Genomic DNA, 23,988 nt, shown 5'->3' with positions numbered 1-23,988 from the left:
TGACGTGCGCGCCTGCACATCACCTCGCGCGCAGCGACACCGCGATCAGACGTTGAAGCGGAACTCCACCACGTCGCCGTCGGCCATCACGTACTCCTTGCCCTCCATGCGGGCCTTGCCGGCCGCGCGGGCGTCGGCGACGGAGCCGGCCGCGACGAGGTCGTCGAAGGAGATGACCTCGGCCTTGATGAAGCCCTTCTGGAAGTCGGTGTGGATGACACCGGCCGCCTCGGGGGCCGTGGCGCCCTTCTTGATCGTCCAGGCGCGGGTCTCCTTGGGACCGGCGGTGAGGTAGGTCTGCAGGCCCAGGGTGTCGAAGCCGACGCGGCCCAGGGTGGCGAGGCCGGGCTCGTCCTGGCCCATGGACTGCAGCAGCTCCAGCGCCTCCTCGTCGTCCAGCTCGATGAGCTCGGACTCGATCTTGGCGTTGAGGAAGATGGCCTCGGCCGGGGCGACGAGCGCGCGCTGCTCGTTCTTGAAGTCCTCGTCGACCAGCTCGTCCTCGTCCACGTTGAAGACGTAGAGGAAGGGCTTGGTGGTGAGCAGGTGCAGCTCGTGCAGCAGGTCGCCGCGCTCGGTGCCCTTGGTGATGCCCGCGGAGAACAGGGTCTGGCCCGACTCCAGGATCGTCTTCGCCTCCTCGACGGCGGCGAGGACGGCGACCTTCTCCTTCTGGAGGCGCGACTCCTTGGTCAGGCGCGGGACGGCCTTCTCGACCGACTGCAGGTCGGCCAGGATCAGCTCGGTGTTGATCGTCTCGATGTCGTCCTTGGGCGAGACCTTGCCGTCGACGTGGACGACGTTCTCGTCCTTGAAGGCGCGGATGACCTGGCAGATCGCGTCGGACTCACGGATGTTCGCGAGGAACTTGTTGCCCAGGCCCTCGCCCTCGGAGGCGCCGCGGACGATGCCCGCGATGTCGACGAAGTCGACCGTGGCGGGGAGGATCTTCTGCGAGCCGAAGATCTCGGCCAGCTTCTGCAGCCGGGGGTCGGGGACGCCGACGACGCCCACGTTGGGCTCGATGGTGGCGAACGGGTAGTTGGCCGCCAGCACGTCGTTCTTGGTCAGGGCGTTGAACAGGGTCGACTTGCCGACATTGGGCAGACCGACGATTCCGATCGTGAGCGACACGTGGCGACTTCCCGTAGGTTCCAAAGGGTCCGCGGCCCACTGGCGGGCCGGTCATGGCCCACCTGCCGGGCCGGTCATCCAGTCTACGGGTCCACTCGCCCGGCGAGCCCGTACGGACTATCAGTCGAACGTACGGCCAAGGTGGCTCAAACCGCGTGTCCAACGCCGGATTCCTCCCGCTTGTCGACCTAGTTTGGTCGGGTGGAGCAACCCAGCACGCGCACGCCCCAGGGCAAGGCCCGCCGCGTCCCTCCCGTGCCGCGGCCCGCGGCGCCCGTGGGGCAGGGCCGGGCCGCCGCCGTCCGCCGGCCCCGCGGCGGGCCGTCCACGCAGCAGCTGCGGGCCCTGGGGCGGCTGCCTGCGCCCCGGCTGACCGGCCTCGGCAGCGGCGTGCTCACCACCGCGTGGATGCTCGGCATCGGCTGGCTGGACTCCCTGGCGGGCGGCTCCTCCGCCTTCTACGGGCTCTTCTTCCTGCTGGCGGGCACCGTGTGCGCGCTGTGGGTGCGGCCGGCCGACCTGATCACCGCGCCCGTCACCGCCCCCATCGCCTTCGCCGTGGGCGCCGTGCCCCTGGCCGGCGGGGGCGACGGGGCGGGCGCCAAGGTCATGGGCCTGGTCACGCTGCTGTCGCTGAACGCGGGCTGGCTCTACGCGGGCACCCTGCTGACCGCACTGATCACGCTGGTGCGCCGGATCGTGCTGATCAGGCGGCGGAGACGGGCACGGCTGCGCCGGTCGCAGCGGCAGCAGCCATCGCGGCCCCCACGATCCCCGCGTTGTTCTCCAGCTCCGCAGGCACGATCTCGGCGCTGACGCCCTCGATCAGCGGCAGGAACTTGGCCGCCTTGCGGCTCACCCCGCCGCCGATGACGAACAGCTCGGGCGAGAACAGCATCTCCACGTGGGCCAGGTAGCGCTCCACGCGCCGGGCCCAGTGGTGCCACTTCAGGCCCTCCTCCTCCTTGGCCCGGGTCGAGGCGCGGGTCTCCGCGTCGTGGCCCTGCAGCTCCAGGTGGCCCAGCTCGGTGTTGGCGACGAGCTTGCCGCCGGTGAAGACGGCGCTGCCGATGCCCGTGCCGAAGGTGAGGACGATGACGGTGCCGCGGCGGCCGCGGCCCGCCCCGAAGTGCATTTCGGCCAGGCCGGCGGCGTCGGCGTCGTTCAGCACGGTCACCGGAGCGCCCAGCCGCTCGCCGAGCAGCCCCGCGGCGTCCCGGCCGATCCAGCCCTTGTCGACGTTGGCGGCCGTGCGCGTCGTGCCGCCGACGACCACGCCGGGGAACGTGGCCCCGACCGGCCCGGCGGGCGCGCCGAAGTGCTCCACGACCTGCCGGACGCAGTCCGCGACGGCGTCCGGGGTCGCCGGGCGCGGAGTGAGCACCTTGAAGCGCTCCTGGGTGAGCTCGCCCCGCAGCACGTCGACCGGAGCGCCCTTGATGCCCGATCCGCCGATGTCCACGCCGAATACGTTCATGGCCACCACGCTACGGCGTGGTGGCCATGAATGCAGGGTTCCTGCGCGGTCCGGGGGCCCTTAGGCGGACTCGCCGCCGACCATCCCCGCGGCCTCCGCGCGCAGGTCGCGGCGGAGCTCCTTGGGCAGGGAGAAGGTGATGCTCTCCTGGGCGGCGGTGATCGTCTCGACGTCGCCGTAGCCGCGCTCGGCCAGCCAGTCCAGGACGCCCTCGACGAGGATCTCCGGGACGGAGGCGCCCGAGGTCACGCCGACCGTGGTGACGCCCTCCAGCCAGGCCTCGTCGATCTCGTCGGCGTAGTCCACCAGGTGGGCGTCCTTGGCGCCGGCGCCAAGGGCGACCTCGACCAGGCGGACGGAGTTGGAGGAGTTCTTCGAGCCGACGACGATCACCAGGTCGGCGTCGGCGCCCATCTGCTTGACCGCGATCTGACGGTTCTGCGTGGCGTAGCAGATGTCGTCCGACGGCGGGGAGAGCAGGTTGGGGAACTTCTGCTGCAGCGCGCCGACCGTCTCCATGGTCTCGTCCACCGAGAGTGTGGTCTGGGAGAGCCAGACGACCCGGTCCGGGTCGCGGACCTCGACGTTCGCCACGTCGCCGGGGCCGTCGACCAGGGTGATGTGGTCGGGCGCCTCGCCGCTGGTGCCGATGACCTCCTCGTGGCCCTCGTGGCCGATCAGGAGGATGTCGTAGTCCTCCTTGGCGAAGCGGACGGCTTCCTTGTGGACCTTGGTGACCAGCGGGCAGGTGGCGTCGATGGTGGCCAGCTTGCCGCGCCGGGCCTCCTCGTGGACGACCGGGGCGACGCCGTGCGCGGAGAAGATGACGATGTTGCCCTCGGGCACCTCCTCCGTCTCGTCGACGAAGATCGCGCCCTTCTTCTCCAGGGTCTTCACCACGTACTTGTTGTGGACGATCTCATGACGCACGTAGACGGGGGCGCCGTACTGCTCCAGGGCCTTCTCGACGGCGATCACGGCGCGGTCCACACCCGCGCAGTAGCCACGGGGGGCGGCGAGGAGGACCTTGCGGGCGGTGGGTGCAGTCATGCCGTCCATCGTAAGGGCCCGCGGTGCCGACCGGCGGCGGGCGGCCCGGTGGGGCACGATGACGGAAGCCGCGATTCCGTCCGCTCCAGAGGCAGCCCATGACCGCACCCGTGACCGCACCCCCCGGCGGCACCGACGGAAAGCTTCACCGCACCCTCACCTTCCGGGACCTGATCGTCTACGGGATGCTGTTCATCGCCCCCATGGCGCCGGTGGGAATCTTCGGCACGCTGGACGCGAAGTCGCGCGGGGCGGTGGCGCTCGTCTACATCGTCGCGACGGTCGCGATGGCCTTCACCGCCTTCTCGTACGCGCAGATGGTGCGCGTCGCCCCGCAGGCCGGCTCGGTCTACACGTACGCGCGCGTGGGGCTCGGCGAGGGCCCGGGGTTCATCGCCGGCTGGATGGCGCTGCTGGACTACCTCCTGATCCCCGCGGTGGCCTACCTCTTCTCGGGGATCGCCCTGCACGCGCTGGTGCCGTCGGTGTCGCAGTGGGTGTGGACGGCCGTCGCGGTCGTGGTGACGACCGCCCTGAACCTGGCGGGCGTGCGGACGGCCGCCGCCGTCGGCTTCCTGGTGCTCGCCATGGAGATCGCCGTCCTGCTGGTCTTCGTGGCGTGCGCGGTGTTCGCCCTCGCGGAGCACGGGGCCCGGCGCGGCTTGCTGTCGCCGCTGACCGGGGAGGGCGACTTCGCCATGGGCGCGGTGGTCGCCGCGGTGTCCGTGGCGGTGCTGTCGTACCTGGGCTTCGACGCGATCGCGGCGTTCGCGGAGGAGGCCGCCGGAGGCTCGGAGCGCGTCGCCCGGGCGGTGATGACCTGCCTGGCGGTGGCGGGCGTGCTGTTCATCGTCCAGACGTACCTGGCGGCGCTGCTCGCCCCGATGACGGCGGCTGAGCTGGCGGCGGACCCGGCCGCGCAGGGCTCGGCGTTCTACGACACGGTGGACTCGGCGACCGGCGCGTGGCTGCACGACCTGGTGGCGGTCAGCAAGGCCGTCGGGGCGGCGTTCGCGGCACTGGCGGGGCAGGCCGCGGCGGGGCGGCTGCTGTTCGCGATGGCGCGGGACAGGAGGCTGCCGGGCCCGCTGTCGAAGGTGGACCCGGCCTCGGGCGTGCCCCGGATCGCGGTGCTGGGCGCGGCGGCGGTCAACCTCGTGGCGGCGGTGTGGGCGGCGCGGCGCGCCGACGGCCTGGACCGCCTGGTGTCGGTGGTGGACGTGGGCGCGCTGGTGGCCTTCGCGCTGCTGCACCTGTCGGTGATCGGCTGGTTCGCGATCCGCAGACGAGGCCGCGAGCTGCGGCCCGTGCGGCACGTGGTGATGCCCCTGCTGGGGCTGGCGGTGGTGATCGCGGTGATCGTCGAGGCGTCGCCCATGGCTCAGGTCGTGGGCGGGGTGTGGCTGGCGGCGGGGCTGGGGGTCCTGGGGGCGGAAGCGCTCCGCAGGGGTCCGGCGTAGGAACGGTGCGGCGCGGTGCGGCGCGGTACAGCCGCCCTGCGGCGCGGCGCGGTACAGCCGCCCTGCGGCCCGGTACGGCACCGCCGGGCTGCGCCGCGGTGGTCACTCGCCGCGGCGGCGGCTTGAGGGGCGAGGCCCTCAAGGAAATGCCCGCCGCCACGGCGGGCGACCACGACGGCGAGGGTCCGGCGGAACGCCCGGAGAGGGCCGACCGTACGTGCCCGGCCCCCGGCCGGTGAGAGGCCACTACGCTCACCCCATGGCCCTCAACACGTCCCCCGACGCCCCGATCCCCGTGGGGCAGGTGTCCCGGCTCATCGGCGGCTGGATCGACCGTCTCGGCGCGGTGTGGGTCGAGGGGCAGATCACCCAGCTCTCCCGCCGCCCGGGCGCCGGCGTCGTCTTCCTGACGCTGCGCGACCCGGCGCACGACATCTCGCTGTCCGTCACCTGCTACCGCGCGGTCTTCGACCGGGTCGCCGACATCGTCTCGGAGGGCGCGCGCGTCGTCGTGCACGCCAAGCCCGAGTGGTACGCCCCGCGCGGCCAGCTCTCGCTGCGGGCGGCGGAGATCCGGCCGGTGGGCGTCGGGGAGCTGCTGGCGCGGCTGGAGCAGCTGAAGAAGTCGCTGGCGGCGGAGGGCCTGTTCGCGGCGGAGCGCAAGCGGCCGCTGCCGTTCCTGCCGCAGCTGATCGGCCTGGTCTGCGGCCGTGCCTCGGCCGCCGAGCGGGACGTCCTGGAGAACGCCCGGCACCGCTGGCCCGCCGTCCGCTTCGAGATCCGCAACGTGCCCGTTCAGGGCGTGCACGCGGTCCCGCGGGTCATCGAGGCCGTCGAGGAGCTCGACAAGGCCCCCGGCGTGGACGTGATCATCGTGGCGCGCGGCGGCGGCAGCGTCGAGGACCTGCTGCCGTTCTCCGACGAGCGCCTGGTGCGGACGGTGGCCGCGTGCGGCACGCCGGTGGTCTCCGCGATCGGCCACGAGCCCGACTCCCCCCTGCTGGACCTGGTCGCGGACCTGCGCGCGTCCACGCCGACGGACGCGGCCAAGCGCGTGGTGCCCGACGTCGGCGAGGAGCTGGTCCGGGTCCGCCAGCTGCGCGAGCGCGCCCTGCGCTGCGTCACCGCGCACCTGGACCGCGAGGAGCGCGGCCTGGCGTCGGTGCGGGCCCGCCCGTGCATGCAGCACCCGCAGCGGATGGTGGAGGAGCGCGAGGACCGGATCGACGCGCTGACGGCCCGGGCGCGCCGGACGCTCGGCCACCTGCTGGACCGTGCGGACTCGGAGCTGTCGCACACGCACGCGCGCGTGGTGGCGCTGTCCCCGGCGGCGACGCTGCGCCGGGGCTACGCCGTGCTGCAGCACGCGGACGGCTCGGTGGTGCGGGACGCCGCGGAGGTGACGGCGGAGGAGGAGCTGCGGGCCCGGGTCGCGGAGGGCGAGTTCACGGTGCGGCCCGTTGCGGGGTCCGCTGTCGTACCGCCCGCATAGGCTGGTGGCCATGGCGACGACAACGGATGCGCTGGGGTACGAGCAGGCGCGCGACGAGCTGATCGAGGTCGTGCGCCGCCTGGAGGCGGGCGGCACGACGCTGGAGGAGTCGCTGGCCCTGTGGGAGCGCGGCGAGGAGCTGTCGAAGGTGTGCCGGCGCTGGCTGGAGGGCGCGCGGGCGCGGCTGGACGCGGCGCTGGCCTCCGAGGAGGAGGCCGGGGCGGCGGAGGGTGCCGCGGAGGATGCCGAAGAGGCGTCCTGACACCGGCCTACCCCTTCTGACCAGGCAATACGTCACCGAGGGCGGGTGAACCCGGCCACATCCCCACCCCTTTAGTTGAAGTTTCATCTACTTGTCGTACAGTGGATCCCGTAAGCCCTCCCCCCGGGATCTTCCGTACGCAAGAAGGTGCACCGCCATGTCCCTCGCCCTCGACTCCGCCGCCCAGGACCTGCTCTTCCGTGAGGCGCACACCGCCAACACCTTCTCGGACGAGCCGGTGACCGACGAGCAGATCCAGGCCGTCTACGACCTGGTGAAGTACGCCCCGACGGCGTTCAACCAGTCGCCCCTGCGCATCGTGCTGATCCGCTCCGAGGAGGCCCGCGAGCGCCTCGCGCCGCTGATGGCCGAGGGCAACCGCGAGAAGACCCGCAACGCCCCGCTCGTCGCGATCCTCGCCACGGACAACGAGTTCCACGAGGAGCTGCCGGAGCTGTTCCCGCACTTCCCGCAGGCCAAGGACGTCTTCTTCACCGAGCGCCCGGTCCGTGAGAAGTCCGCCGCGCTCAACGGCTCGCTGCAGGCCGGCTACTTCATCCTCGGCATCCGCGCGGCGGGCCTGGCCGCCGGCCCGATGACGGGCTTCGACTTCGCGGGCGTCCAGAAGGAGTTCCTGGACGGCGACCACACCCCGCTGATGATCGTCAACATCGGCAAGCCGGGCGAGGGCGCCTCGTACCCCCGCTCGCCGCGCCTGCCCTACGAGCAGGTCGTCACGACGGTCTGACCCGTCCGCACAGCCCGGAACGCGGGGACGGCCTCAGGTCGTCCCCGCAGCGGCACCGGCCGTCGCGCTCCCTCAGCCCTTCTTGGACTTGAGCGCGGCGGCCATTTCCGCGAGCCGCTCCGCGGACGCGGTTCCGGTGACCACCGTGGTCACGCCGCGCTCCTCGCGCACGAGCGCGTTGTACTTCTCGCCCTCGTAGTGCCGCCACGTGGCATCGCCCACGCGCTGCGTCCTGTCCGTCTTCACCGCGCGCTGGCTCGCGCCGTCGATGAAGGCACGGGCCGGGCCGTCGCTCTGCTCGACCGCCACGTACTCCGTGTCCGGGTCGAGGAAGCCCAGGTGCCAGACCGAGCCCTCCTTGCCGCCCGTCCCGCCCGCCCGGTACGAGACCGAGGTGGCGCGCCAGTCCTTGTCCAGCCCGGCCGGGGCCGCGACGGGGTACGGCGCCGCGCGCCGCGCCGTGTCGAGCTCGACGCGGTAGTCGACGGTCGGCACCGCGTCGCTCGCCCTGCCCTCGTCGTGCGGGATGAACACGTAGCTGACGAAAGCGACGGGAATGATCACCGCCATCGCGAGCACCATGTTGCGTACGGTCTGCGCCTTGGGATTCCTACCTGCCACGACCCCATCGTCCCCCATGCCCCGGGAGATCTTGACGGCGGCCCCGGGGGCGCGCCGGAACCCCGTCCGCGGCCCGTCCGCAAGACCTTGACGCCGCTCATGCGTGGGGCCCTCTGCTCACTCTCGCAGTAAACAGATAAAGTCATCAGCACCCTCACCTTCTGCCCCTTTCGGGGGAGAGGGGTCCCACGGCCGTCGCCGTACAGAAAGGTGCGCTCCGATGACCGAGCATCATCTGCCGTCCTCGCTCGAGGTCAGCCCCGAGGCTCCCGACCGCAACCTCGCCCTGGAGCTCGTCCGGGTCACCGAGGCCGGTGCCATGGCATCGGGCCGCTGGGTCGGCCGGGGCGACAAGAACGGCGCGGACGGCGCCGCGGTCAAGGCCATGCGCGCCCTGATCGGCACCGTGTCCATGAACGGTGTCGTCGTCATCGGCGAGGGGGAGAAGGACAACGCCCCCATGCTCTACAACGGCGAGCGCGTGGGCGACGGAACCGGCGCCGAGTGCGACGTGGCCGTCGACCCGGTGGACGGCACGACCCTCACCGCCAAGGGCATGGCCAACGCCGTCTCCGTGATGGCCGTCGCCGACCGCGGCACCATGTTCGACCCGTCCGCGGTGTTCTACATGGACAAGCTGGTCACCGGCCCGGAGGCCGCCGACTTCGTCGACATCGACGCCCCCGTCGCCGTCAACATCCGCCGCATCGCCAAGGCCAAGCACTCCTCCCCCGAGGACGTCACGGTCGTCGTCCTGGACCGCCCCCGCCACGACGGGCTCGTCAAGGAGATCCGCGAGGCCGGCGCCCGGATCAAGTTCATCTCCGACGGCGACGTGGCCGGCGCCATCATGGCCGCCCGCGAGGGCACCGGCGTGGACCTGCTGCTGGGCATCGGCGGCACGCCGGAGGGCATCATCGCGGCCTGCGCGATGAAGTGCCTCGGCGGCACCATCCAGGCCAAGCTGTGGCCCAAGGACGCCGAGGAGCGGCAGCGCGCCCTCGACGCGGGCCACGACCTCGACCGCGTCCTGCACACGAACGACCTGGTCAGCGGCGACAACGTGTTCTTCGTGGCCACCGGCATCACCGACGGGGAGCTGCTGCGCGGCGTCCGCTACCGCGCGGAGACGGCGACCACGCAGTCGCTGGTCATGCGCTCCAAGTCGGGCACGATCCGGCAGATCGACTCCACGCACCGGCTCTCGAAGCTGCGCGCGTACAGCACGGTGGACTTCGAGCGCCCCAGCTGACCGCCCTGCGGGCACGCGTGCCCGCAAACGCCGGACGGGCTGCGATTCCGGCTGGACCCAGCCGAAATCAAGCCCGTCCGGCGCTCGTGCCGCCCCGGTGCGCTCAGCCCGCGGCGGCGACCCGCGTCGTGCGCGCCAGCTCGGCCTCGCGCCGGCGCCGGCGCGCCAGCACCACCCGGCGCTCGGCGGCGGTGAGACCGCCCCAGACCCCGTAGGGCTCCGGCTGCAGCAAAGCGTGCTCGCGGCACTCGACCATCACCGGGCAACGGGCGCAGACGCGCTTGGCGGCCTCTTCGCGCGACAGACGGGCGGCCGTCGGTTCCTTGGATGGTGCGAAGAAGAGCCCGGCTTCATCCCGGCGGCACACCGCCTCCGAATGCCAGGGGCCGGCCTGATCCCGCGCGGACGGAATCCGCGGGGACGGTACGGCGGCTTCCTGCAGGGGCTGATGCGGTAGCAGCACGGTCTACTCCTGACGACGGCTTTTGCTTGGCCGGTTGAGTCACCCTTGCCCGCCTCCACTGCGCACGGCCATTCGCACCGGCAGCCGTACGAGAGACGATGCACCAAGCTTTACCCGCTGTGCGCGTGCTTATTCACACCGTTGCCATGAGCGGAACGCGGTAACCCGCAGTAAGTTCGCGGTGATAGGGCGCGCGGCCCGCCATCAGCGGCCCGGGCGAAGGTTCTTGAGCCGCTTTCCCCGCTTCGGTTCGGCGTCCACGCCCCCGAAGACGGCGAAGCCGGTGACGGAGACGACCGGGGCGTCGGGGTCGGGCGCCTCCACGGTCCTGACGTCGAAACCGCCGAAGATCCCGGTGCCCGTGGAGCGCAGGGTGACGTTCTCCGGGACCGTGATGTCGACGCTGCCGAAGAGCGAGGTCGCGTTGATGACGATCTCCCGCTGCTCGAAGAACGCCTCGGTCAGATCGATCTCCACGGCGCCGAAGAGCGCGAACGCGTTCGTCCGCCGGCTCACCCGCCAGCGTCCCTTGCGGCTCGCGGCGCCGAAGACGGCGACGAGGTTCTCGGCGGGACCCGCGCCGGCGGTGTGCACCGGGGCGGCGTGCGGGCGCGCGGAGCCCTGCGGCCGGGCCCGGCCGTCCACCGGCAGGTCACGGACCGGCGGCTCCAGCTCGCCCAGGGTCCTGGCCCGGTAGACGGCGCCGATCCGCTCGGCGTGCTCCTCCGCGGTGATCCGGCCCTCGCCCAGGGCGTCGCGCAGGATGCGGGCGGTGCGGTCGCGGTCGGCGTCGGAGGCGCGCAGCCCGGCCTCCGGCACGGCGGGCCGGCCCGGCCGGGGGTTCTTCTCGAACGAGGGGGACGATGGCTCTTCCACGGCAAGCAAGGGTAGCCACAACGCGATAGATCGCGATAGAGGGCAGGGTCATCCCGGGGATTCCCGCTGGTCGGAGCGGGTGAGCCTTACCTCACAAGACCGTTCCCCCGCGCGCGCCCTAGGCTGGTATGCGCTGTCGAGGACGCCAGCCACCACCGCCTGCCGAGTGAGGAATCCGCCGCAATGTCTGCCTCTGAGTTCGCCTATACGGACCTCCTGCCCCTGGGCGAGGACAACACTCCGTACCGCCTGGTCACCTCCGAGGGCGTGTCGACCTTCGAGGCCGACGGCCGCACCTTCCTCAAGGTCGAGCCGGAGGCGCTGCGCAAGCTGGCCGCCGAGGCGATGCACGACATCTCGCACTACCTGCGCCCGGCCCACCTCGCGCAGCTGCGGAAGATCCTCGACGACCCCGAGGCCTCCCCGAACGACCGCTTCGTCGCCCTGGACCTGCTGAAGAACGCCAACATCGCGGCCGCCGGCGTGCTCCCGATGTGCCAGGACACCGGCACCGCGATCGTCATGGGCAAGCGCGGGCAGAACGTGCTGACCGAGGGCGGCGACGAGAAGGCCCTCTCGCACGGCATCTTCGACGCCTACACCGAGCTCAACCTGCGCTACTCGCAGATGGCCCCGCTGACCATGTGGGACGAGAAGAACACCGGCTCCAACCTGCCCGCGCAGATCGAGCTGTACGCGACCGACGGCGGCGCCTACAAGTTCCTCTTCATGGCCAAGGGCGGCGGCTCGGCCAACAAGTCCTTCCTCTTCCAGGAGACGAAGGCCGTGCTCAACGAGGCGAGCATGATGAAGTTCCTGGAGGAGAAGATCCGCTCGCTCGGCACGGCCGCCTGCCCGCCGTACCACCTGGCGATCGTCGTCGGCGGCACCTCCGCCGAGTACGCCCTCAAGACCGCCAAGTACGCCTCCGCGCACTACCTCGACGAGCTGCCGGAGGAGGGCTCCCCGCTCGGCCACGGCTTCCGCGACAAGGAGCTGGAGGAGAAGGTCTTCGAGCTCACGCAGAAGATCGGCATCGGCGCCCAGTTCGGCGGCAAGTACTTCTGCCACGACGTGCGCGTCGTCCGCCTCCCGCGCCACGGCGCGTCCTGCCCGGTGGCCATCGCCGTCTCCTGCTCCGCCGACCGCCAGGCGCTCGCGAAGATCACGCCCGAGGGCGTCTTCCTGGAGCAGCTGGAGACCGACCCGGCGCGCTTCCTCCCGGAGACCACCGACGCCGAGCTCAACGGCGGCTCCGCCGCGGGCCTGGAGTCGGAGGGCGACGTCGTCCGCATCGACCTCAACCGGCCCATGGACGAGATCCTCGCCGAGCTGACCAAGTTCCCCGTCAAGACCCGCCTCTCGCTGACCGGACCGCTCGTCGTGGCCCGCGACATCGCACATGCGAAGATCAAGGAGCGGCTGGACGCGGGCGAGGAGATGCCCCAGTACCTCAAGGACCACCCGGTCTACTACGCCGGCCCGGCCAAGACCCCCGAGGGCTACGCCTCCGGCTCCTTCGGCCCGACGACGGCCGGCCGCATGGACTCCTACGTCGAGCAGTTCCAGGCCGCGGGCGGCTCCAAGGTGATGCTCGCCAAGGGCAACCGCAGCAAGCAGGTCACCGACGCGTGCGGCAGCCACGGCGGCTTCTACCTCGGCTCGATCGGCGGCCCGGCGGCCCGCCTCGCCCAGGACTGCATCAAGAAGGTGGAGGTCCTGGAGTACGAGGAGCTGGGCATGGAGGCCGTCTGGAAGATCGAGGTCGAGGACTTCCCGGCGTTCATCGTCGTGGACGACAAGGGCAACGACTTCTTCGTGGACCCGGCCCCGGCGCCGACGTTCACGTCCATTCCGGTGCGCACGAAGTAGTCCCGCAAGCCGGCTTGTGGGCAGTCGTTCCGCCGGGCGGAACGGGTGGGCACAAGCCGGCCCCACGGCGGGTCGGCCGCTACGCGAACCGCTGTGACCGCGACCCGTCACACGCCTGCAGCCGTACGGGGTCCTTGGCCGCCCCCAGCGTCAGGCAGAGCCCGCCGGCCGCGGCCGGCCGCACGGTCAGACCGTCCCGCACGAACTGCTGGTTCGCCCCGCCGTGGCAGTTCCACAGCACCACGGCCGTCCCCGCCGCGTACTTCCCCCCGGGAACGTCCACGCACCGGTCGTGCGAGAGGGCCGTCCGCAGCGCCTTGGTGCCGGGGTCGTGGCCCCACTCCTGGTTGCGGTTGCCCGTGCAGTCCCATCCGCCGACCGCGGTCCCGTTGCGGCTGCCCGCCCCGTACGCGTCGACGCAGGCGCCGGTGGCCTCGTTCTTCAGCGGCCGGAAGGCGTCGTCCCAGGCGCCCTCGCGCAGCACGGGCTTCCCGGTGCTCGCCGGGTCGGCGCAGCCGGCCTCGCGGTAGCCGGCCTGGTAGGCCTGGCTCAGGCAGGACGCGAACGCGCCGTGGCCCCGGGCGTTGGGGTGGAAGGACTGCCGCACGGAGTTCGCGTCGGGCGGGAAGGGGTTGGACAGGTCGACGTAGAGGCCGCGCGCCCAGGCGTCCTCCATGCAGACCTCGTGCCCGTGGAAGAGGCGCGAGTTGTCGAGGTAGACCGCTCCCGTGTCGCGCGCGGCCTTGCGCATGCCGCGCTCGAAGGCCGGCACGGCGTGGTTGCGGCCCCAGGCGGCGTCGGAGGTGTGGCCGACGCAGCCGCCGGGGAGCTTGCCGGGGAAGGAGGGGTTGTCCTCGAAGTCGGGGCCGATGGGGCTCGGGTAGCCCATGAGGACGAGCTTGTAGTCGCCGTCGGCGTAGCCGGCGTCCTTCATCACGGTGCGCAGGTCCCGTACGGTCTGCTCGACCTTGGGGACGAGTCCGTCGACGCGGGCCTGCCAGCCGGGGGCGTACTTGGGCTCGCAGGTGCCCTGGAGGGTCAGGTAGCGGGTGACGCAGTCGGTCATGACGGGCCCGAACTGCAGGTCGTCGTTGGCGCCGGCGACGAGCAGGACCATCTTCACGCGCGTGTTGCGCGCCTTGACGGCGAGGCTGTCGCTCTGGACGAGCTCGTCGGCGTACTGCTTGGAGCCGCCGATGCGGATGTTGGCGGTGGAGGCGCCGGAGCAGGCGACGTTGTAGGTGACGTCGGCGGGGATCGTGGTGCGGTGGATGGCGGCGTCGGGCGAGCGGTGGCACCAGTTGGCGGGGCCGTTCGTGCCCGGTTCGTAGGTGCCGACGCCTTCGCCGGAGATCTCGCTGTCGCCGAGCGAGAGGAGCGAGGTCTTGCGCTGCTCCAGGGGGCGCTGGGCGGCGTCCCCGTAGAGCTTGACCGCTTCGGCGGCGCGGATCTTCTCCAGTTCGGGCGACAGGGGCGTCGCGGCGGCGGGCGCGTTCGGCGCGGGGGCCGCGTGGGCGGTGGGTGCGGTGACAGCGATGCCGCCGAGCGCCGCGGCGAACGCGGCGACGGCGGCGAGTGAACAGCGCAGGGTGGGTCTGCGTGTCATGGTGCCTCCCCGATTTCAGTTGTTACCCGCGGTATTTACTAGGCGGTAGTGCTTTTTGGGAACACCGTGAACCGGACAAACGCTTGGTGTGTCAGGAGGTAGTGACGATGACCGATGGTGAGCAGTACCGGATCGAACACGACTCGATGGGTGAGGTCCGGGTCCCGGCGGATGCCAAGTGGCGGGCGCAGACCCAGCGCGCGGTGGAGAACTTCCCCATCAGCGGGCAGCGGCTGGAGCGGTCGCACATCGAGGCGCTGGCCCGGATCAAGGCCGCGGCGGCCAAGGTCAACGCCGAGCTGGGCGTGGTGGACAAGGACGTCGCGGAGGCGATCGAAGCGGCCGCCGCGGAGGTCGCCGAGGGCCGCTGGGACGACCACTTCCCCGTGGACGTCTTCCAGACGGGCTCCGGCACGTCCTCCAACATGAACACGAACGAGGTCGTCGCCACCCTGGCGAGCGAGCGCCTGGGCCGCCCCGTGCACCCCAACGACCATGTGAACGCGTCGCAGAGCTCCAACGACGTCTTCCCGTCCAGCATCCACATCGCGGCGACGGCCGCCGTCACCCGCGACCTGGTGCCCGCGCTGGAGCACCTCGCGGCGTCCCTGGAGCGCAAGGCCGCGGAGTTCGCCGAGGTCGTCAAGTCCGGTCGTACGCACCTGATGGACGCCACCCCGGTGACCCTCGGCCAGGAGTTCGGCGGCTACGCGGCCCAGGTCCGCTACGGCGTCGAGCGGCTGCGGGCGTCGCTGCCGCGCCTGGCCGAACTCCCCCTGGGCGGCACGGCCGTGGGAACCGGCATCAACACCCCGCCCGGCTTCTCCGCCGCCGTCATCGCCGAGGTCGCCCGCGCCACGGGGCTGCCGCTGACGGAGGCCCGCGACCACTTCGAGGCGCAGGGCGCGCGCGACGGCCTGGTGGAGACCAGCGGCCAGCTGCGCACCGTCGCCGTCGGCCTCACCAAGATCGCGAACGACCTGCGCTGGATGGGCTCGGGCCCGCGGGCCGGACTGGCCGAGATCAACCTGCCGGACCTGCAGCCGGGCTCCTCGATCATGCCGGGCAAGGTCAACCCGGTCATCTGCGAGGCCGTCCTGATGGTGGCCGCCCAGGTCACCGGCAACGACGCGACGGTCGCGGCCGCGGGCGCCGCCGGGAACTTCGAGCTCAACGTGATGCTCCCGGTGATGGCGAAGAACGTCCTGGAGTCGGTGCGGCTGCTCGCCAACGCCTCCCGGCTGCTGGCCGACCGCACGGTCGACGGCATCACGGCCAACACGGAACGGGCCCGCGAGTACGCCGAGTCCTCCCCGTCGGTCGTCACGCCCCTCAACCGCTACATCGGTTACGAGGAGGCGGCGAAGGTGGCGAAGAAGTCGCTCGCCGAGCGGAAGACGATCCGCGAGGTCGTCCTCGAGTCGGGTTACGTCGAGCGCGGGTTGCTGACGCTTGAGCAGCTGGACGAAGCGCTCGACGTGCTGCGCATGACGCGCCCGTAGGGGCCGGGCCGGTTGCCGGCGGGCGGGGTCCGCGCGTCCCCGCCCGCCGGCAACCGATCCTGTGCGTCACACATCACGGCGCATACGCACCCCCCGCGCCTAGGATCTCCGCATGACAGCGGACGCGGACACGGACACGGTGGACTCCACGAACACGGCCGGCACGCCCTCCTGGGCGCCCGGGGACCAGATCCTCTGGCGCTACCGGGGCAATGCCACGGACCGGGTCCACATCTGCCGCCCCGTCACCGTCGTGCAGGACACGGCCGACCTGCTCGCGGTCTGGGTCGCGCCGGGCACGGCCTGCGTGCGCCCGCTGCTGGCCGACGGCACCCCGGTCCACCAGGAGCCGCTCGCCACCCGCTACACCAAGCCCCGCACCACGGGCGTCTCCCCGTGGTCCGGCACGGGCGTGCTGAAGCTGGCCCGGCCCGGCGAGCCGTGGTCGGTCTGGCTGTTCTGGGACCGTGACTGGCGGTTCAAGAACTGGTACGTGAACCTCGAGGAGCCGCTGGCCCGCTGGACGGGCGGCGTGGACTCCGAGGACCACTTCCTCGACATCGCCGTCTACCCGGACCGCAGCTGGCAGTGGAAGGACGAGGACGAGTTCGCGCAGGCGCAGCAGGCGGGCCTGATGTCCGCCGGGCAGGCCGAGCGGGTGCGGGCGGCCGGGCGGGCCGCGGTCGAGCGGATCGAGTCCTGGGGGGCGCCGTTCGCGGCGGGCTGGGAGGCCTGGCGGCCGGATCCGGCGTGGCCCGTACCCGCCCTTCCGGACGACTGGGACCGTTCCCCGGCCCGGATCCGGGCATGAGGCATGACGGAACCCCGGAGAGAACCGGCAACCGCTTGGCGTCGGCCCTCCGGGCAATCGTAGGATCGGCCTCCGCGATACTGCACAGCAGCACGGCACTAACAGAGCACGGCATGTGACGCTTGTTCACGGAAATACGGTCACAGAGAGGGCGGGCGCCGTGAGCGGTGACGAGAACCAGCGGGACTACGACGGCTATGCCCGTCCGGGGCTGGACCGCAGCGGTCAGGCCGAGGCGTTCGACGCGATAGGCCACCGCTACGACGAGGCCTTCCCGCACAAGGAGGGCCAGCTCGGCGCCGCCGCCTGGCTCGCGGCCGCCCTGCCGCCCGGCTCCCGCGTCCTCGACGTCGGCTGCGGCACCGGCCTGCCCACCGCCCTGCAGCTGGCCGACGCGGGCCACCACGTCGTGGGCGTCGACCTCTCCGCCGGCATGCTGGAGCTGGCCCGGGAGAACGTTCCCGGGGCCGACTTCCACCTGGCGGACCTGGCGGACCTGCGCGACGGCCGGCTGGGCGCCTTCGACGGCGTCACCGCGTTCTTCTCGCTGCTGATGCTGCCGCGCGCGGAGATCCCGCACGCCCTGCGGATGCTCCACGGGCTGCTGAGACCCGGGGGGTTGCTCGCCCTGTCGATGGTCGAGGCCGACGTGGACGACTACGCGATCCCGTTCCTGGGCAACACGATCCGGGTATCCGGATACCTGCGGGACGAACTGCGCCAGGTCGTGCGCGAAGCGGGTTTCGAAGTCGCCGGGGAGAACTCGCTGGCGTACGCCCCGGCGAGTACGGACGTACCACCCGAGATCCAGCTCTTCCTCAATCTGCGACGCGCCTGACCCACGGTGCACCCGCGCGAGCGGGCGCACGGCCCCGACGGATGGAACCCCACGCGTGACGGAGCACACCGACTCCCACGGAAGCCAGCGGATCGCCGCGGTGCGGCAGGCCGCCGCGCCCGCCGCTGCCTCTGCCCCGGAACCGGAACCGGGACGTCCCCGGCCGGTCCCCGAGCCGGGGCCCCAGGGCGTGCCGCCCCAGCGGCGCGACGACGCGCACGCGGGGACGCGCCCGGCGGCGGACGCCCCTTCCCGCGGGCGGACGCGCGCGAGCTCCCACCCGGAACCGGAGGGCCTCCCGGCCCGGGGCACCCCGGCGGCACCCGGCCCGGCGCCCGCGCCCACGGGGTCCCGGGCCACCGGGTCCCCTGCCGACGGCTCCCCGGCCGACGGCTCCCCGGCCGAGGAGCCCCGCGCCGCCGGCTCCCGCACCGCCCGGTCGCGGCGGGCCGAGGGGTCCCGGGCCGCTTCGTCCCAGGCCGGTGGAGTCCCGGCCACGAGCCCTCGCGGCGGCCGCTCCCGTACCCGTGCCTCCGGCGCGGCCTCCGCCGCGCTGCCCGCCGCCACGGCCGAGCGCCCTCCCTCCGTGACCGCTGACAACGATGCCCCGAAGCCCGCCGCGGGCGCCCCGCAGCCGGAAGGAGCCACCGGGCCCGCGAACGGCGGCGACGGCGCGCAGGCCGCCGCGCCGAGCGGCCCGGGTGCGGGCCCGGTCGGCACCACCGGCGGCGAGCGCCTGCGGTTCGTGGGAGCCGCCACGCGGCGGATCGCCCGGGGCATCGACCTGGACGAGATCGTCCTCGGCCTGTGCCGGGCCACCGTGCCGACGTTCGCCGACGCCATCCTCGTCTACCTGCGCGACCCGCTGCCGGTCGGCGACGAGCGGCCCGTGGGCCCCGTCGTGCTGCGGCTGCGCCGCACCGACCAGCTGCCCGAGCACGTGCGCGGCGTGGGCGAGGGCGACGGCACGGACTTCGCGGCCGAGCGCCCCGAGCCCGTCCCCGATCTCGCCGGCTGCGCCGCCGAGCGCTGCGAGGTGCGCATAGGAGGGCCGCTCGCGGAGGTGCTGCGGGGTGTCAGACCGGTCTTCGGGGACTCCTCCGCCGCGCGGGCGGCCCTTCCCGAGCTGCTGGGCGACGACCGTCCGGTCCCGGACCGGCACCGGACGATCCTGGCGCCGCTGCGGGGGCGGCGCCGGGTGATCGGCGCCGCGGTGTTCATCCGCCGCCCGGACCGGGCCGCGTTCGAGAACGACGACCTGCTCGTGGCCGCGCAGCTGGCGACGCACACCGCCCTGGGCGTGGACAAAGCCGTGCTCTACGGCCGCGAGGTGTACATCGCGGACGAGCTGCAGCGCACGATGCTGCCCGACTCCCTCCCCCAGCCGACCGGCGTCCGGCTCGCCAGCCGCTATCTGCCGGCCGCCGAGACCGCCCGCGTGGGCGGCGACTGGTACGACGCGATCCCGCTGCCGGGCAACCGGGTGGCCCTGGTCGTCGGCGACGTCATGGGCCACTCCATGACCTCGGCCGCGATCATGGGCCAGCTGCGCACGACCGCGCAGACCCTGGCGGGCCTGGACCTGCCCCCGGCCGAGGTGCTGCACCATCTGGACGAGCAGGCCCAGCGCCTCGGCTCGGACCGCATGGCCACGTGCATGTACGCGGTGTACGACCCGGTCGCGCACCGCATCGTGATCGCCAACGCGGGCCATCCGCCGCCGATACTGCTGCACCGCGGCGGCCGCGCGGAGGTCCTGCGCGTCCCGCCGGGCGCGCCGATCGGCGTGGGCGGGGTCGACTTCGAGGCGGTGGAGCTGGACGCGCCCGCCGGGGCGACGCTGCTGCTGTACACGGACGGCCTGGTGGAGTCGCGGATCAGGGACGTCTGGACGGGCATAGAGCAGCTGCGCGAGCGGCTGATCGAGACCGCCCGGCTGACCGGCCCGAACCCGCCGCCGCTGGAGCCCCTGTGCGACGAGGTGCTCGGCATGCTCGGCCCGGGCGACCGGGACGACGACATCGCCCTGCTCGCCGCCCGCTTCGAGGGCATCGCGCCCAGCGACGTGGCCTACTGGTTCCTCGACCCGCGCCCGCAGACGGCCCGTCAGGCGCGCCGGCTGGCCCGCCGCGCCCTGACCCGCTGGGGCCTGGAGGAGCTCACGGACTCCGTGGAGCTGCTGGTGAGCGAGGTGATCACCAATGCCGTGCGGTACGCGGAGCGGCCGATCACGCTGCGCCTGCTGCGCACGGACGTGCTGCGCTGCGAGGTGGGCGACGACGTGCCGCAGCTGCCGCGGCTGCGCCAGGCCCGCCCCTCGGACGAGGGCGGCCGCGGGCTGTACCTGGTCAACCGGCTGGCCAGGCGGTGGGGAGCGACCCGGCTGAGCACGGGAAAGGTGGTCTGGTTCGAGCTGGCGCTGCCGCCCCGCGCCCGGTGAGCCGCGCCGGGTGACCGCGCCGGGCGGCGCCCTCTCGTACCCGCTCCGGGCGGGCTCGAACACGAGGAGACCCGTACGCGGTGAAATTCTGGACAGTGTCCAGACGCCCGTTGCCGACACGTCGTCGGCGGAGTTCACTGGCGAGTTGGAGGGCGGGCACTGCCGCGCGCCCTCACCATCCCCCGTACCGGGAGGCGTCCCATGACCGACTCGGCGCAGCAGACCCCGTACACGACGGACAACGCCGGCATCCCCGTCGAGAGCGACGAACACTCGCTCACCATCGGCGACTCCGGACCCATCCTTCTCCAGGACCACTATCTGATCGAGAAGATGGCCCAGTTCAACCGGGAGCGGGTCCCCGAGCGGGTGGTCCACGCCAAGGGCGGCGGCGCGTACGGCACCTTCCGCGTGACCGGCGACGTCAGCCAGTACACCAAGGCGGACCTCTTCCAGCCCGGGCGCAGCACGGAGATGCTGGCCCGCTTCTCCACGGTGGCGGGCGAGCAGGGCAGCCCCGACACCTGGCGCGACCCGCGCGGCTTCGCCCTGAAGTTCTACACGGACCACGGCAACTACGACCTGGTCGGCAACAACACCCCGGTCTTCTTCGTCCGGGACCCGATCAAGTTCCAGGACTTCATCCGCTCCCAGAAGCGCCGCACCGACAACGGACTGCGCGACAACGACATGCAGTGGGACTTCTGGACCCTGTCGCCCGAGTCCGCCCACATGGTCACGTGGCTGATGGGCGACCGCGGCGTGCCGCGCACCTGGCGCCACATGAACGGCTACGGCTCGCACACCTACATGTGGGTCAACCGGGGCGGCGAGAAGTTCTGGATCAAGTACCACATCAAGACCGACCAGGGCATCGAGTGCTTCACCCAGGCGGAAGCCGACCGGATGGCGAGCGAGGACGCCGACTTCCACCGGCGCGACCTCTTCGACGCCGTCAGGAGCGGTGACGCCCCCTCCTGGACGATGTACGTGCAGGTCATGCCGTTCGACGACGCCCCGGACTACCGCTTCAACCCCTTCGACCTCACCAAGGTGTGGCCCCACGGCGACTACCCGCTGATCGAGGTCGGCCGGATGACGCTGGACCGCAACCCCGACGACTTCTTCGTCCACATCGAGCAGGCCGCCTTCGAGCCGTCGAACCTGGTGCCCGGCATCGGCCCGTCGCCCGACAAGATGCTGCTGGGCCGCCTCTTCTCCTACCCGGACACCCACCGCTACCGCATCGGCCCCAACTACGCCCAGCTGCCGCCCAACCACCCGCGCTCGGACGTCCGCTCGTACGCCAAGGACGGCCCCATGCGCTACGAGGCCGCCCGCGTGGCCCGCCCCTACGCGCCCAACTCCTACGGCGGCCCGGCCGCCGACACCGGGCGCTTCGGGGACGTCGCCGGCTGGCGGGCGGCGGGCGAGATGGTCCGCGAGGCGTACAAGCCGCACCGCGAGGACGACGACTGGGGCCAGGCGGGCACGATGGTCCGCCAGGTCCTCGACGACGCCGCCCGCGACCGCCTCGTCTCCAACGTCGCCGGCCACGTGGGCAACGGCGTGAGCACGGCCGTCCGGGAGCGGGCCCTGCAGTACTGGCGCAACATCGACAAGGAGATCGGCGACCGCATCGCCACGAAGGTCAACGGCGGCTGAGCGGGTTCCCCCTGACGGTCATGAAGGAGCCGGGAAAGCGAAAGCCCCGGCCGCTCACCCTGCGCGGAGGGTGGGCGGCCGGGGCCGGAGCCGACCGGAGGTCAGTTGCCGATCGGTTCGCGGCTTCCGTTGGGCTGGAGCCCGCCACCGCCGGTGGCCGGCTGGGAGGTGGACGGCTTGCCGCTCGGCGTGACCGGCGGGACCGGCGGCCGCGAGGACGGAGGCGCCGACGAGGGCGCGCGGGACGGGGTGCGCGAGGACGAGGCCGACGGCGACTGCGAGGGCCGCGAGGGCGACGGCGACGGGCTGTGCGACGCGGGCGCGGAGGGGCTGGACGAGGCGGGCGGGCCGGGGATGACCGGGACCGTCGTGCTCATGTTCGTCTCGAGGTCGAACTCCTCGGCCTCCGAGCCCTGCAGCGCGTTGGCGGTGTAGGCGGCCCAGATGCGGGCCGGGTACGTACCACCGTTGACGCGGCCGTTGCCGCCGGTGCCCTTGAGGGTGACCTGCTTGCCGCCCTCGCCCTCGCCGAACAGGCCGACGGCCGTGACCAGGTCGGGGGTGTAGCCGGTGAACCAGGCGGACTTGTTGTCGTCGGAGGTGCCGGTCTTGCCCGCGACCTGACGGCCGACGCTCTGCACGACGGAGGCCGTACCGTCGTCGACCACGCCCCTGAGGACGGTGGTGACGCCGTCGGCGGTGTTCCGCGAGATGGCGTCGCCGCCGATCGGGTTGTCGAGCGACAGCTCCTTGCCGTTCTGCGAGGCCGACTTGATGATCGAGGGCGTGACCTTCTTGCCGTGGTGGGCGAGGGTCGCGTAGACGCCGGCCATGTGCAGCGGGCTGTTGCCCATGGAGCCGAGCGACATGGCGGGCTTCTCCACGAAGTCGCGGACCTTGCCGTTCATGCCCATGTCGACGGCGGTCTTCTTGACCTCGGGCAGGCCGACGTCGATGGCCATCTGCGCGAAGACGGAGTTGACCGAGTCGTTCATGGCCTTCTGCACGGGGATCATGCCGTGCGAGTAGCCGTCCTCGTTCTCCGGGGCGAAGTGCTCGCTCGTGCCGGTGACGGGACGCTCGGTGGTCGAGTCGTACAGCGTGCCGGCGTTGATGCGCACCTTGTCCTGGGTGGTGGACTTGTTCTCCAGCGCCGAGGCGAAGATCATCGGCTTGAAGGTCGAGGCGACCTGGTAGTCCTCGCGGGTGGCGTTGTTCGTCCAGTGCTGGAGGGCGTCGGTGCCGCCGTAGAGGGCGACGACCTTGCCGGTCTTCGGGTCGACGGAGGCGGCGCCGACCTGGACGTTCTTGTCGACCGCGCGGGCCTTGGGGTCGAGGTCGTCCAGGAGCTTGTCCTTGACGGCCTTCTCCAGGGCCTTCTGCTTCTTGTTGTCGACGCTGAGGGTGATCGTCCAGCCGCCGGCGTCGAGGTCGCTCTCGGGGCGGCCGTCCTTGGCCAGCTTCTTGCGCATCTCGGCCTTGGCGGCCTCGATCAGGTAGCCGTTCTGGCCGGTGAGGCCCTTGGCGGCCGGCGGCTTGCCGGGCTCCTTGAACTGCATCGTGGCGCGCTTGTCCTTGTCGAGCCACTTCTGCTCGACCATCTTGTCCAGGACGTAGTTCCAGCGGGCCTTGGCGTTCTCCTTGCCCGCCGGGGTGGCCGCCGTCCAGTCGTACTGGCTGGGGGCCTGGAGCAGCGCGGCGAGGTAGGCGCCTTCCTCAAGGCTGAGCTTGTCGACGTCCTTGTTGTAGTACGCGCGGGAGGCGGCCTGGATGCCGTAGGCGCCGCGGCCGTAGAAGCTGGTGTTCAGGTAGCCCTCGAGGATCTCGTCCTTGGACTTCTCCTTCTGCACCTTGAGGGAGATGACCAGTTCCTTCACCTTGCGGGTGACGGTCTGCCGCTGGTCCAGGTAGTAGTTCTTGACGTACTGCTGGGTGATGGTGGAGCCGCCCTGCTTGCCGCGGCCCATCACGGTGTTGAGGACGCCCCGGGCGGTGCCGAGGACGTCGACGCCGGGGTCGGTGTAGAAGTTCTTGTTCTCGGCGGCGACGACGGCGTGCTCGATGTCGTCCGGGATCTTGTCCAGGGTCACTTCCTGGCGGTTGACGTCGCCGCTACGCGCGATGATCTTGCCGTCGGCGTCCTTGAAGACGTTGCTCTGCAGCTTGGCCTGGCTGTTGCCCTTGGGGACGTCCACGTACAGGTAGAGCGCCACGCAGGCGCCCGCCCCGAGAGCGACGAGCACCACGAAGTAGGCGAGCAGCTTCTTCCAGGTGAAGAAGCGGCGTATACCGGTTTTCCCGGCCTTCTTGGGCTTCTTGCCCTTTGCTGTGCGGGTGCTCTTCTGCGCCCGTCGCGCTTCCGCTCGGCCCATCTCTCCCGTAGCTCCAGTCTTTCCGCCCCCAACCCAGCTCATGAAGC

Annotated in this window: 20 protein-coding genes; 12 read left to right on the top strand and 8 right to left on the bottom strand. The window is 72.0% G+C overall.

The features are described 5' to 3' along the window. Positions 1-45: 45 nt before the first annotated feature. Positions 46-1,134 (bottom strand): redox-regulated ATPase YchF, encoded by a 1,089-nt coding sequence (gene ychF, locus NQU55_RS10550; protein ID WP_168095395.1) that lies wholly within the window; start codon positions 1,132-1,134, stop codon positions 46-48. Positions 1,135-1,335: 201 nt separating this feature from the next. On the opposite strand from ychF, the gene NQU55_RS10545 reads away from it, so the two are divergent. Beyond that, positions 1,336-1,950 carry a DUF6542 domain-containing protein gene (locus NQU55_RS10545; protein WP_206329897.1) on the top strand — a complete coding sequence of 205 codons (615 nt, stop codon included), beginning with the start codon at positions 1,336-1,338 and terminating at the stop codon, positions 1,948-1,950. Here the strand turns inward: NQU55_RS10545 and ppgK are convergent. Both ppgK and NQU55_RS10535 read right to left on the bottom strand, forming a co-directional pair. After that, positions 1,841-2,611: a polyphosphate--glucose phosphotransferase gene (gene ppgK / locus NQU55_RS10540; protein WP_168095394.1), complete on the bottom strand. Its 771-nt coding sequence runs from the start codon at positions 2,609-2,611 to the stop codon at positions 1,841-1,843. The two genes, NQU55_RS10545 and ppgK, sit on opposite strands and share 110 nt — an antisense overlap. 60 nt (positions 2,612-2,671) lie before the next feature. Then, positions 2,672-3,670 carry a 4-hydroxy-3-methylbut-2-enyl diphosphate reductase gene (locus NQU55_RS10535; RefSeq protein WP_206329896.1) on the bottom strand — a complete coding sequence of 333 codons (999 nt, stop codon included), beginning with the start codon at positions 3,668-3,670 and terminating at the stop codon, positions 2,672-2,674. 89 nt (positions 3,671-3,759) lie between these two features. On the opposite strand from NQU55_RS10535, the gene NQU55_RS10530 reads away from it, so the two are divergent. The 4 genes from NQU55_RS10530 to NQU55_RS10515 all read left to right on the top strand — a co-directional run bounded on the left by NQU55_RS10530 (position 3,760) and on the right by NQU55_RS10515 (position 7,623). After that, positions 3,760-5,121 (top strand): APC family permease, encoded by a 1,362-nt coding sequence (locus tag NQU55_RS10530; RefSeq protein WP_256790348.1) that lies wholly within the window; start codon positions 3,760-3,762, stop codon positions 5,119-5,121. Between the two features lie 259 nt (positions 5,122-5,380). Then, on the top strand, positions 5,381-6,613 hold the full coding sequence (gene xseA / locus NQU55_RS10525) for an exodeoxyribonuclease VII large subunit (protein WP_168095784.1): 1,233 nt from the start codon (positions 5,381-5,383) through the stop codon (positions 6,611-6,613). 10 nt (positions 6,614-6,623) lie between these two features. Continuing rightward, complete coding sequence (locus NQU55_RS10520; RefSeq protein ID WP_168095785.1) at positions 6,624-6,875, top strand: exodeoxyribonuclease VII small subunit; 252 nt, start codon at positions 6,624-6,626, stop codon at positions 6,873-6,875. 157 nt (positions 6,876-7,032) lie between these two features. Beyond that, a complete protein-coding gene (locus tag NQU55_RS10515) occupies positions 7,033-7,623 on the top strand; it encodes a malonic semialdehyde reductase (RefSeq protein ID WP_168095786.1) in 591 nt (196 codons plus the stop codon). A gap of 72 nt (positions 7,624-7,695) precedes the next feature. On the opposite strand, the gene NQU55_RS10510 is transcribed toward NQU55_RS10515, so the two are convergent. Beyond that, a complete protein-coding gene (locus tag NQU55_RS10510; protein ID WP_168095787.1) occupies positions 7,696-8,244 on the bottom strand; it encodes a DUF4245 domain-containing protein in 549 nt (182 codons plus the stop codon). A gap of 220 nt (positions 8,245-8,464) precedes the next feature. On the opposite strand from NQU55_RS10510, the gene glpX reads away from it, so the two are divergent. Beyond that, complete coding sequence (gene glpX, locus NQU55_RS10505; protein ID WP_256790347.1) at positions 8,465-9,496, top strand: class II fructose-bisphosphatase; 1,032 nt, start codon at positions 8,465-8,467, stop codon at positions 9,494-9,496. A gap of 103 nt (positions 9,497-9,599) precedes the next feature. Here the strand turns inward: glpX and NQU55_RS10500 are convergent, their stop codons facing one another. Together NQU55_RS10500 and NQU55_RS10495 are read right to left on the bottom strand one after the other, a co-directional pair. After that, entirely contained in the window at positions 9,600-9,959 is a 360-nt protein-coding gene (locus NQU55_RS10500; protein WP_058046041.1) for a WhiB family transcriptional regulator, read from the bottom strand. A 204-nt stretch (positions 9,960-10,163) separates the two neighbouring features. Next, positions 10,164-10,835 carry a DUF1707 SHOCT-like domain-containing protein gene (locus NQU55_RS10495; protein ID WP_372504676.1) on the bottom strand — a complete coding sequence of 224 codons (672 nt, stop codon included), beginning with the start codon at positions 10,833-10,835 and terminating at the stop codon, positions 10,164-10,166. Between the two features lie 183 nt (positions 10,836-11,018). Between NQU55_RS10495 and NQU55_RS10490 the strand changes: the two genes are divergently transcribed. Beyond that, positions 11,019-12,707, top strand: coding sequence for a fumarate hydratase (locus tag NQU55_RS10490; protein WP_256790346.1), 1,689 nt, complete (start codon positions 11,019-11,021; stop codon positions 12,705-12,707). A gap of 79 nt (positions 12,708-12,786) precedes the next feature. Here NQU55_RS10490 and NQU55_RS10485 read toward each other — a convergent pair whose 3' ends face one another. Beyond that, on the bottom strand, positions 12,787-14,313 hold the full coding sequence (locus NQU55_RS10485) for a ricin-type beta-trefoil lectin domain protein (protein WP_256790344.1): 1,527 nt from the start codon (positions 14,311-14,313) through the stop codon (positions 12,787-12,789). A 107-nt stretch (positions 14,314-14,420) separates the two neighbouring features. Here NQU55_RS10485 and NQU55_RS10480 point away from each other — a divergent pair, with 107 nt between their 5' ends. The 5 genes from NQU55_RS10480 (at position 14,421) to NQU55_RS10460 (ending at position 21,569) form a co-directional block, all read left to right on the top strand. Then, positions 14,421-15,815, top strand: a complete 1,395-nt coding sequence (locus tag NQU55_RS10480) for a class II fumarate hydratase (RefSeq protein ID WP_256790342.1) — start codon at positions 14,421-14,423, stop codon at positions 15,813-15,815. A gap of 112 nt (positions 15,816-15,927) precedes the next feature. Next, positions 15,928-16,626, top strand: coding sequence for a cytidylyl-2-hydroxypropylphosphonate hydrolase (gene fomD, locus NQU55_RS10475; RefSeq protein WP_256790340.1), 699 nt, complete (start codon positions 15,928-15,930; stop codon positions 16,624-16,626). A gap of 160 nt (positions 16,627-16,786) precedes the next feature. Then, positions 16,787-17,464, top strand: a complete 678-nt coding sequence (locus tag NQU55_RS10470) for a class I SAM-dependent DNA methyltransferase (protein ID WP_256790337.1) — start codon at positions 16,787-16,789, stop codon at positions 17,462-17,464. A 55-nt stretch (positions 17,465-17,519) separates the two neighbouring features. Next, positions 17,520-19,904, top strand: coding sequence for a SpoIIE family protein phosphatase (locus NQU55_RS10465; RefSeq protein ID WP_256790334.1), 2,385 nt, complete (start codon positions 17,520-17,522; stop codon positions 19,902-19,904). Between the two features lie 201 nt (positions 19,905-20,105). After that, a complete protein-coding gene (locus NQU55_RS10460; RefSeq protein WP_168095029.1) occupies positions 20,106-21,569 on the top strand; it encodes a catalase in 1,464 nt (487 codons plus the stop codon). 101 nt (positions 21,570-21,670) lie between these two features. Here the strand turns inward: NQU55_RS10460 and NQU55_RS10455 are convergent, their stop codons facing one another. After that, positions 21,671-23,941 (bottom strand): transglycosylase domain-containing protein, encoded by a 2,271-nt coding sequence (locus NQU55_RS10455; RefSeq protein ID WP_168095030.1) that lies wholly within the window; start codon positions 23,939-23,941, stop codon positions 21,671-21,673. Positions 23,942-23,988 lie beyond the last annotated feature (47 nt).

The organism is Streptomyces telluris (assembly GCF_024519335.1).
In the GTDB taxonomy this organism is placed as follows: Bacteria; Actinomycetota; Actinomycetes; order Streptomycetales; family Streptomycetaceae; genus Streptomyces; species Streptomyces telluris.
Note: the sequence above shows the minus strand (reverse complement) of the source record. Positions and strands in the feature narration are given on the sequence as shown.

Excerpts from the sequence above, each read along its gene's own strand:
- ppgK (WP_168095394.1), bottom strand. The coding sequence starts at position 2,611 with ATGAACGTATTCGGCGTGGACATCGGCGGATCGGGCATCAAGGGCGCT.
- NQU55_RS10535 (WP_206329896.1), bottom strand. The coding sequence starts at position 3,670 with ATGGACGGCATGACTGCACCCACCGCCCGCAAGGTCCTCCTCGCCGCC.
- NQU55_RS10530 (WP_256790348.1), top strand. The coding sequence starts at position 3,760 with ATGACCGCACCCGTGACCGCACCCCCCGGCGGCACCGACGGAAAGCTT.
- xseA (WP_168095784.1), top strand. The coding sequence starts at position 5,381 with ATGGCCCTCAACACGTCCCCCGACGCCCCGATCCCCGTGGGGCAGGTG.
- NQU55_RS10520 (WP_168095785.1), top strand. The coding sequence starts at position 6,624 with ATGGCGACGACAACGGATGCGCTGGGGTACGAGCAGGCGCGCGACGAG.
- NQU55_RS10515 (WP_168095786.1), top strand. The coding sequence starts at position 7,033 with ATGTCCCTCGCCCTCGACTCCGCCGCCCAGGACCTGCTCTTCCGTGAG.
- glpX (WP_256790347.1), top strand. The coding sequence starts at position 8,465 with ATGACCGAGCATCATCTGCCGTCCTCGCTCGAGGTCAGCCCCGAGGCT.
- NQU55_RS10490 (WP_256790346.1), top strand. The coding sequence starts at position 11,019 with ATGTCTGCCTCTGAGTTCGCCTATACGGACCTCCTGCCCCTGGGCGAG.
- NQU55_RS10485 (WP_256790344.1), bottom strand. The coding sequence starts at position 14,313 with ATGACACGCAGACCCACCCTGCGCTGTTCACTCGCCGCCGTCGCCGCG.
- NQU55_RS10480 (WP_256790342.1), top strand. The coding sequence starts at position 14,421 with ATGACCGATGGTGAGCAGTACCGGATCGAACACGACTCGATGGGTGAG.
- fomD (WP_256790340.1), top strand. The coding sequence starts at position 15,928 with ATGACAGCGGACGCGGACACGGACACGGTGGACTCCACGAACACGGCC.
- NQU55_RS10460 (WP_168095029.1), top strand. The coding sequence starts at position 20,106 with ATGACCGACTCGGCGCAGCAGACCCCGTACACGACGGACAACGCCGGC.
- NQU55_RS10455 (WP_168095030.1), bottom strand. The coding sequence starts at position 23,941 with ATGGGCCGAGCGGAAGCGCGACGGGCGCAGAAGAGCACCCGCACAGCA.